Raw genomic sequence first — 7657 nt, 5'->3', positions numbered from 1 at the left:
GGCAGGCACAGGCCCTCCCGGTGATGTTGGCGAGTCTCGACAACCCGTCTTTTACCGGGGCCTGTGCCTGCTTCGCTGCGTGACACGCCGCAATGACCGCGCCTATCCGCGGAATCTCTTAGGTGCCAGCGTGGGATGGAACCTGTGGCGGCGCGGGGCGGAGGTAGTCTTCATCGATGCCGGCCAGCCGGGCGAAGGGGTCAGCAACTGGTCGTTCTCGTGGGTCAACGCCAGCAGCAAGACCGTGAATCGCTCCTACTACGACTTGAACGTCGCGGGGATGGCCGCCCACCGAGAACTCGCCGACTCTCTTGGGCGGGAGACCTGGTGGCATCCCACAGGTCACTTGCGGTGGGCAGACGTTCCCGCAGTGGAGGCGAAGCTCTTGGAGACCGCCGAACTGCTGGCTAGCTGGGACTATCGGGTCGAGGTATGCACGGGGGCCGAGGTGCGCCGGCGCCTCGAACCTGCCCTGACGGTGCCCGACGGGACTCCGGTGCTGTTCTACCCCGACGAGGCATGGGCGCACGGACGGCAGCTGGTCGAAAGTCTGGTGGGCCGAGCCATCGAGTCCGGCGCCGTACACCGGTTCGGTTCCGAGGTCTGCGACGTCGGCATCAGCGCCGACGGGAGGGTCGAAACGGTGGCGCTGTCGGACGGGCGCCGTCTCGACGTCGACTTTGTCGTGAACGCAGCAGGTCCCAGCGCCGCGAGGATCGCCGGCCTCGTCGGCCGGCACCTACCGATGCGCGTGGAACCCGGCGTCATCACGAGGCTCGGCTGTGCTGAGGTGCCCATCCACCGGGCTATGCACACTCCCCACATCGAGATCCGCCCTGACGGAGAGGGGTCCGTGGTCCTCCACAGTCGTGAGGTGGACGCACTCATCGACACCGAACCAGATCCAGCCGAGCTCGCACGGCAGCTCCACGAATCGGCGCGGCAGGTCGTACCTGATCTCCGCGACTCCTGGATCGCGCAGACCCGGGTTGCGGAGCGCCCCATCCCGGGCGACGGCTTCCCTTCGGTCGGAGCCGTGCCTGCCGTGCCCGGCTACTACGAAGCGGTTACCCACAGCGGGATCACCCTCGGGCCGCTGATCGGCCGACTGCTCGCCGAGGAGATCCTCACGGGCAACAGGGACGAACTGCTCGCCGACTTCCGCCCAGAACGATTCCTCAGGTAGCACCGTCCGGGCGCGCCCGTCAGCCGATCGGTAATCGGGTCATGCCTGCGCGGGTGCGCTGCCGGTCGGAGTGGACGATGATCGAGGTATGCAATCCCGTGGCGTACTCCCAGAAGACGCGCCCGATCCCCGTGTCGAGCACAATCGCCGTCTTCGGGACATGCCGTCTCCGGTCATGGGGCTGATCGTGCAGCCGTCGCTGGAGGACACCGACAGCATCGGCATCAGCGACGGATCGGACGGCGCCGGGTACACCGAGTTCTCGGTGAGCATCACCTACACGTTGTGGCGCAATCCTGCCGACCGGTCCGATCCGGTCAACCTCGCCGTTCTCGACCATGACAAGCGGGCCGCGATCGAGATGGCGACACCGTGGCCGCGGCCGGCCTGGCTGATCGAGCAGGTGCAGCGGATGCGGTACCCGCAGTTGTGGGAGGCAGTCCGCACCACCTGGAGCCGTGACCTGACCGCCTACACCACACTGGCGCAGCGGTTGGTGGACCACGCCAACGACATCTTGAACAACCAGTACCGAGACCCCTCGATCCGACCAGGATTCCCGCCGGCGCCCCGCGTGACCGAGAGCTCGGTGAACCCGGCCGTCACCGTTGCCGTAGATGGTGTCGCCACCCCCGCCGCCGAGATCGACACCGACCCGTTCGTGTACGCCATCGGAGCTGAGACCGCACCAAGAACAGTTGTCACCGCCGTGCTCCCACGAAGCGAACTGCAGCACATCCGGATCGCATTCGCTACCGGGCCCACAGTCGCCGCAGACACCCGATAGCCGATCGGTGTACGGTCACGCACCGCGTGACGATCGCTCTGCGGGGCCTCGATGTGGTGCAGCCCAGCTGGTCAGAGTGGGGGTGAGGTGATCCCCATCCGATGCAACAGGTCGCTCACTACGGTGGCAACCTGGGTCGGGTCGTTCACCAGGTGGAGGTGGTCGCCTGCCACGGTGGTGACCGGCCAGTGGCGGTGTTCGGCGGCGTCGCGTTCGTGGCTGTAGGTCTCGCCGAAGGCGAGGTATGCGCCCGCGAGGTCGTCCCAGCCGTCGGGCACCACGAGCTGGTCCTCGAAGTAGGACAGGGGAAGCCGGGACTGCTCTCGCTCGATTCGGCCACGCGTCTGGCAGTCTGGGAATAACGCTGCCACGTCGGCCTCGTCCCATCACTGCGTCCACACGGGAAGCACGCCGTGCGCGTCGGCCTTCTGCCGCAAGAAGTCCAGGAAGGCCGCCGGCGTCAGCGGGAGGTTACCGTGGTGCGGCGGCAGGATGGCGTCGACGAAGACCGCGCCAACAACCGACCGCTGCGTGCTGATGCCGGGGACGTAGGCCCCAGAGTTGCTGTGCGCGATCAGGACTAGATCTTCGTCGGTCGGCAGGTCGGCGAGGAAGGCATCGAGAACCTCCCGCCCGGTACGTGGGCTCGTAGGTGCGGCGCACGTCGTGGTCCGCCAGCCGCGGGCTGAGAGGAGCTGCGCCACCGGCTGCCACACCGATGGCCCGAGCAGCGGGCTGGGAAGCAAGGCGAGCGACGCGACCATGTTCTGAGCGTAGGCGCGCCACCGGCCCCTTCGGCCCGCATCATCATGATCCACCGATCCCCTTGCGGCATGCCCCGCTTGCCAGTGAGTCCTGCGGAGCAGGCCATAAGACGATCCCGTTACGGACAACGGGGGACTATCGCTGGGTGATATTCAGTGTGTAGTACCGGGTAGTTCCGGATGTGTGGTGCAGCCTAAATCCTGCTCCTTCGTAGAGTCGGATGGCGTTGCACTGGCGATCACTGGTGTCGAGCATGACCTGTCGGCAGCCATCGCGGTCGGCCGTTGCGATGGCGAGACTGAGTAGCTGCCGGCCCAGTCCCCGGCCGCGATGCTCGGGCAGCACGTACATACGTTTCAGCGTGGCCACTCTGTTCTTGGCTGGGGTAAGAGCGACCGATCCGACAACGGCCCGGTCGAGACGGAGAAGCCACAAGTGCTGGTAGTAGGCAGTCGGGTTCTCCAGATCCGCATCGAGTTCGGGATCGTAGCTGAACCCGAACTCGGCATGGACGCTGTTGACCAGGTCCGCGAATGCTGGTTGATCCGGCGGGGTGTAGGCCTCCATGACTCTGACAGGTTGGTTTGGCCCCACCGTGACGGCTTGATCTGGGCCCACGTGCGACGCGCCGGGGTGGTTGTGACGGTTTGATCTGGCCCCACCCGAGTCTTGCCTCATCCGGTTGGCTCGAGGGATGGGGTTGGGATGGGATCACGGGTGGAGCTGTTTGCTGCGATACGCCGGGATGCGAGGGTCGAGGAGCTCTCGATCCGTGAGCTCGCGCGCCGGCACGGGGTGCACCGTCGAACGGTCCGGCAGGCGTTGGCGTCGGCGGTGCCACCGCCGCGGAAGCGTCCGGTGCGGGTGTCGCCGCGGCTGGATCCGTTCAGGGACGCTATCGACGCGATGCTCCGGGCCGATCTGGACGCGCCCAGGAAGCAACGGCACACGGCGGTGAGGGTGCTTGCCCGGCTGGTCGAGGAGCAGGGTGCGACAGGGTTGTCGTACTCGACGGTGCGGGACTACGTGCGGGTGCGGCGGGCGCAGATTGATCTGGAGGGCGGCCGCCGGGTGCAGGCGTTCATCGCCCAGGTCCACGCCCCTGGTCGGGAGGCGGAAGTCGACTTCGGCGACGTGTACGTGGTGCTGGACGGGGTGAGGACCAAGTGCCACATGTTCGTGCTGTGGCTGTCCCACTCGGGTAAGGCGATCCACCGGGTCTACCCGACCGAAGCGCAGGAGGCGTTCCTGCAAGGGCACGTCGAAGCGTTCGAGGCGATCGGCGGCGTCCCGACCCAGCACATCAAGTACGACAACCTAAAGACCGCGGTCGCCAAGGTCATCCACGGACCGGGCCGTGCGCGGCAGGAGAGCGACCGGTGGGTGCTGTTCCGCTCGCACTACGGGTTCGAGCCGTTCTATTGCCAGCCCGGGATCAACGGTGCACACGAGAAGGGTGGCGTCGAGGGCGCGGTCGGCTGGTTCCGCCGAAACCACCTGACACCGATGCCCGAGGTTGCGACCTTGGATGAGCTGAACGAGCAGATCAAGAGCTGGGAAGCACGAGACGAGTCACGCCGAATCAGCGGGCGCACCAACACGATCGGGGAAGACTTCGCGACCGAACGCCCGTTGCTGCGGCCGCTGCCCGAGGACGCGTTCGACCCTGGGCTGGCGCTGACCCCACGGGTGGACCGGTCCTCGATGATCACCGTGCGGATGGTGAAGTACTCCGTGCCGGCGCATTTGATCGGCCGCCGCGTCCGGGTGGCCCTGCGTGCGTCCGAGCTGGTGGTGTTCGACGGCCGCACGATCGTCGCCACGCATCCGCGGGTTGTCGCCAAGTCCGGGCACCGGGTGATCCTGGACCACTACCTGGAGGTGCTGCGGTACAAACCCGGTGCGTTGCCCGGGTCGACCGCGCTGGCGCAGGCCCGGGTCGCCGGTGTCTTCACGTCCGAGCGTGAGGCGTTCTGGGTCGCCTCCAGGAAGGTCAACGGTGACACGGACGGCACCCGTGAGCTGATCGACGTCCTCCTCCTGCACCGGTCGATGACCGCGGACCAGGTGACCGCCGGCATCAGTGCGGCCCTGTCGGTGGGTGCGGTCACCGCGGACGTGGTCGCGGTCGAGGCCCGCCGCCACGCCAACGCCACATCCGAAGATGCGGCGGCGACTGAGGGTGGGGCCACGCAGGGCCGCCACCTCGTTGCTCACGCAGGTTCGCGTGAGCAACGAGTTGTCCACCTGACCCAGCGACGGCTGACCGACCCCGCCGCGGTGATCGCCGGACTCCCACCCGACAGCCGGCCGGCCCCGTCGGTCGCCGTATACGACGAGCTCCTCCCACGCCGGCGGGCCAGCACACCCGACCCTGACCTGACTTGCACAGGTGTTAGTGCCCCGGCGCGTTGATCGGCGGCAGTTGGTCGAGGATGTCTCGAGCGGCGGTGGTGATCACCGGAGCCGCGGTGATGCCGTGTCCGTCGACGCGGACTTGCACCGTGCGTAGCGGTCGCAGCGTCGTCACGATCTTCTTGATCGAGACTCCAGTCGTGTCTTGCAGGTGCCTGCTGATCGCGAGGGCGGCGAACACGACGGTCAGGTGCGCCTCGATCGGCTGGCGGGTGTGGTGCCAGATCGGCCTGGCGGCAAGGTCATTCTTGGACATGCGGAAGGACTTCTCGACCTGCCACAAGTCGTGATAGGCCGCGATGACGGCCGAGCCGGCCATCACGTCGGTGGGGATGTTGCTGACGTATCCCTTCAACCCGGCGAGCTGGCGGGCTCGTTCGACCAGCCCCCAGTCGACGCTGGTGTCCTTGCCGTTCAGTTTCACGAAGCGGTCCTTCTTGGCCGGACGGGTTCCGTCGGCGACCTTCTCGGCGCGGGCGACCATCGCGTTGATGGCCTTGTCGTCGTGCTTACGCCGCTTGAACGAGTACTGATACACGACGCGTCGTTCCCGGGCGGCCTTCCCGCGCCCCATCATCCGGGTCGATTCGAGGATCTCCCCGTCGGCGAAGTGGTCCCCATGCCGCTGGAAGTGATCAGCCAGGTCATACGGTGCCTTGGAGATCCTCGACCCCACGATGAACGAGAACCCCGCTTCCTCAATCGCGTTCAGGTTCGACGCGGACAGCATGCCCGCATCGGCGACCACGACCATGTCGGTGATGCCGTGCCGCTCCTGGAAGGAAGTCAGGACGGGGATCAGCGTCTTGGTCTCGGCCTTATTCCCCTCGAAACAGTGCAACTCCAGCGGGAACCCGCCCGGATCGACGAGCAGCCCGACGGTGATCTGCGGGTCGACCCGGCGTTCCTTACTCATCCCAACCTTGCGCAGGTCGTCCTCGTTCTCGATCTCGAAGTACAGCGTCGTCAGGTCATACATCACCAGCGCGGCCAGACCATCTCTGGTGGCCGACGAGTGCGCCAGGCAGGCCTTGGCGATCATGCCTCGGTAGTCACGCTGATAGCAGCGCTTCAGCGCGGCGTAGAACGTGTTGCGGTGCGGCGCAGGCATTCCCAGGTCCTCCAGCACGCCAGCTGCGGCTGCCATGCTCGTCGGCTGAACGATCCGCGCCAGCACCAGCGACTTGAACGCCTCATCGTCGAGCCGGTCGAACCCCAACCGGGCATACGCATCGGCCAGCACGTCCCACAGCACCTGGCTGGCCTGCCCGGCAACGACCGCCTCGGCCGAGCCGGCCGCCGGTGCGACATCGTCACCACTCTCAGCTGCCTCGACGCCTTCCCCCGCCGGAACGTCGAAGTCGAGGGCCTGCTGGCCCTGGTGCAGCCTCTGCCGGGCCGCCTGCATCAACACCGCCAGCTGCGCCGACGTGTGTGCCGACCCAACGTGCTCGACGATCCGACGCACGCCGTGCTGCTTCTCGACGATCTGAACGGCCGTCGCGCCCGAAGCCGTCTTGACCTTCCGGATGAACCCAGGCACCCGCCAACTCTACCGATTAGTGCCCCAAAACCGCGTCCTCCGCCCCTGTGACCAGCACATACGCATTTCGGCCACGATCACCTGTGCAAGTCAGGCCTGAGGTGAAAGCGAGTACCAGCTGATGCCGGCCGCGCCCACCACCTCGATCACACCCACGTTGCGCCGGCGGCGCGGGCTCACCGAGGAAGCCGCCGTCGCCGCGGTCGACCAGGCCTGCCGCCGGCTCCGGCTGCCGACCATCCGGGCACTGGTCGAAGAGGCCCTGGCCGTGGCGAACAAGGAACAGCTGACCTACCAAGGCTTCCTGGCCGAGCTACTCATGGCCGAGGTCGACGACCGCGACCGTCGCTCCAGTGTGCGACGAGTCAAGGCCGCGAACTTCCCGCGGGACAAATGGCTCGGCGACTTCGACTACGAGGCCAACGAAGCGATCAACCCCGCCACCATCCACGAGCTGGCCAAGGGCGACTGGATCCGCAAAGGCGACCCGCTGTGCTTGATCGGGGACTCCGGCACGGGCAAGTCGCACCTGCTCATCGCGCTCGGGACGGCGGCCGCCGAGCAGGGCCACCGGGTCCGGTACACGTTGGCCACGAAGCTGGTGAACGAGCTGGCCGAGGCCGCTGACGACAAGGTGCTGTCCAAGACGATCGCCCGGTACGGCCGCGTTGATTTGCTGATCATTGATGAGCTCGGCTACATGGAGCTCGACCGGCGCGGTGCTGAGCTCCTGTTCCAGGTCCTGACCGAACGGGAGGAGAAGAACAGCATCGCGATCGCGTCCAACCAGTCCTTCTCCGGCTGGACCAGCACCTTCACCGACCCCCGCCTGTGCGCCGTTCTATTGGGGTCTGCTCGGGCGTGTGCGACTGCCGCGTGAACCTCGGATCGGCTGTGCTGGAACAGTTCTCTTGTAGTGAGTGTCACACCCAGCACCTACGTTGCGGGCATGGAGTTCTGG

General features: G+C 66.8%; 7 protein-coding genes and 1 pseudogene. 4 read left to right on the top strand and 4 right to left on the bottom strand.

Translation table 11 applies throughout. The features are described 5' to 3' along the window. Positions 1-130 precede the first annotated feature (130 nt). The gene (locus tag FGL98_RS24315) at positions 131-1186 is read left to right on the top strand and encodes an NAD(P)/FAD-dependent oxidoreductase (RefSeq protein ID WP_146321373.1); all 1056 of its coding nucleotides are present in this window, start codon (positions 131-133) and stop codon (positions 1184-1186) included. A gap of 160 nt (positions 1187-1346) precedes the next feature. Then, positions 1347-1973 (top strand): hypothetical protein, encoded by a 627-nt coding sequence (locus tag FGL98_RS24310; RefSeq protein WP_246136734.1) that lies wholly within the window; start codon positions 1347-1349, stop codon positions 1971-1973. Positions 1974-2044: 71 nt separating this feature from the next. Here FGL98_RS24310 and FGL98_RS24305 read toward each other — a convergent pair whose 3' ends face one another. The 3 genes from FGL98_RS24305 to FGL98_RS24295 all read right to left on the bottom strand — a co-directional run bounded on the left by FGL98_RS24305 (position 2045) and on the right by FGL98_RS24295 (position 3305). Next, a complete protein-coding gene (locus FGL98_RS24305) occupies positions 2045-2344 on the bottom strand; it encodes a hypothetical protein (protein WP_146321369.1) in 300 nt (99 codons plus the stop codon). Positions 2345-2359: 15 nt separating this feature from the next. Further along, positions 2360-2737, bottom strand: coding sequence for a hypothetical protein (locus FGL98_RS24300; RefSeq protein WP_146321367.1), 378 nt, complete (start codon positions 2735-2737; stop codon positions 2360-2362). Between the two features lie 136 nt (positions 2738-2873). Then, positions 2874-3305: a GNAT family N-acetyltransferase gene (locus FGL98_RS24295; RefSeq protein ID WP_186526375.1), complete on the bottom strand. Its 432-nt coding sequence runs from the start codon at positions 3303-3305 to the stop codon at positions 2874-2876. A gap of 138 nt (positions 3306-3443) precedes the next feature. Here FGL98_RS24295 and istA point away from each other — a divergent pair, with 138 nt between their 5' ends. Next, the gene (gene istA, locus FGL98_RS24290; RefSeq protein WP_146321363.1) at positions 3444-5153 is read left to right on the top strand and encodes an IS21 family transposase; all 1710 of its coding nucleotides are present in this window, start codon (positions 3444-3446) and stop codon (positions 5151-5153) included. On the opposite strand, the gene FGL98_RS24285 is transcribed toward istA, so the two are convergent. Continuing rightward, positions 5134-6696, bottom strand: coding sequence for an IS1634 family transposase (locus FGL98_RS24285; RefSeq protein ID WP_146321361.1), 1563 nt, complete (start codon positions 6694-6696; stop codon positions 5134-5136). The genes istA and FGL98_RS24285 overlap by 20 nt on opposite strands. 121 nt (positions 6697-6817) lie before the next feature. Between FGL98_RS24285 and istB the strand changes: the two are divergent. Beyond that, positions 6818-7543: pseudogene (gene istB / locus FGL98_RS24280) on the top strand (IS21-like element helper ATPase IstB); the annotation flags it as partial. Positions 7544-7657 lie beyond the last annotated feature (114 nt).

It is taken from the genome of Leekyejoonella antrihumi (assembly GCF_007845645.1).
Taxonomy (GTDB): domain Bacteria; phylum Actinomycetota; class Actinomycetes; order Actinomycetales; family Dermatophilaceae; genus Leekyejoonella; species Leekyejoonella antrihumi.
Note: the sequence above shows the minus strand (reverse complement) of the source record. Positions and strands in the feature narration are given on the sequence as shown.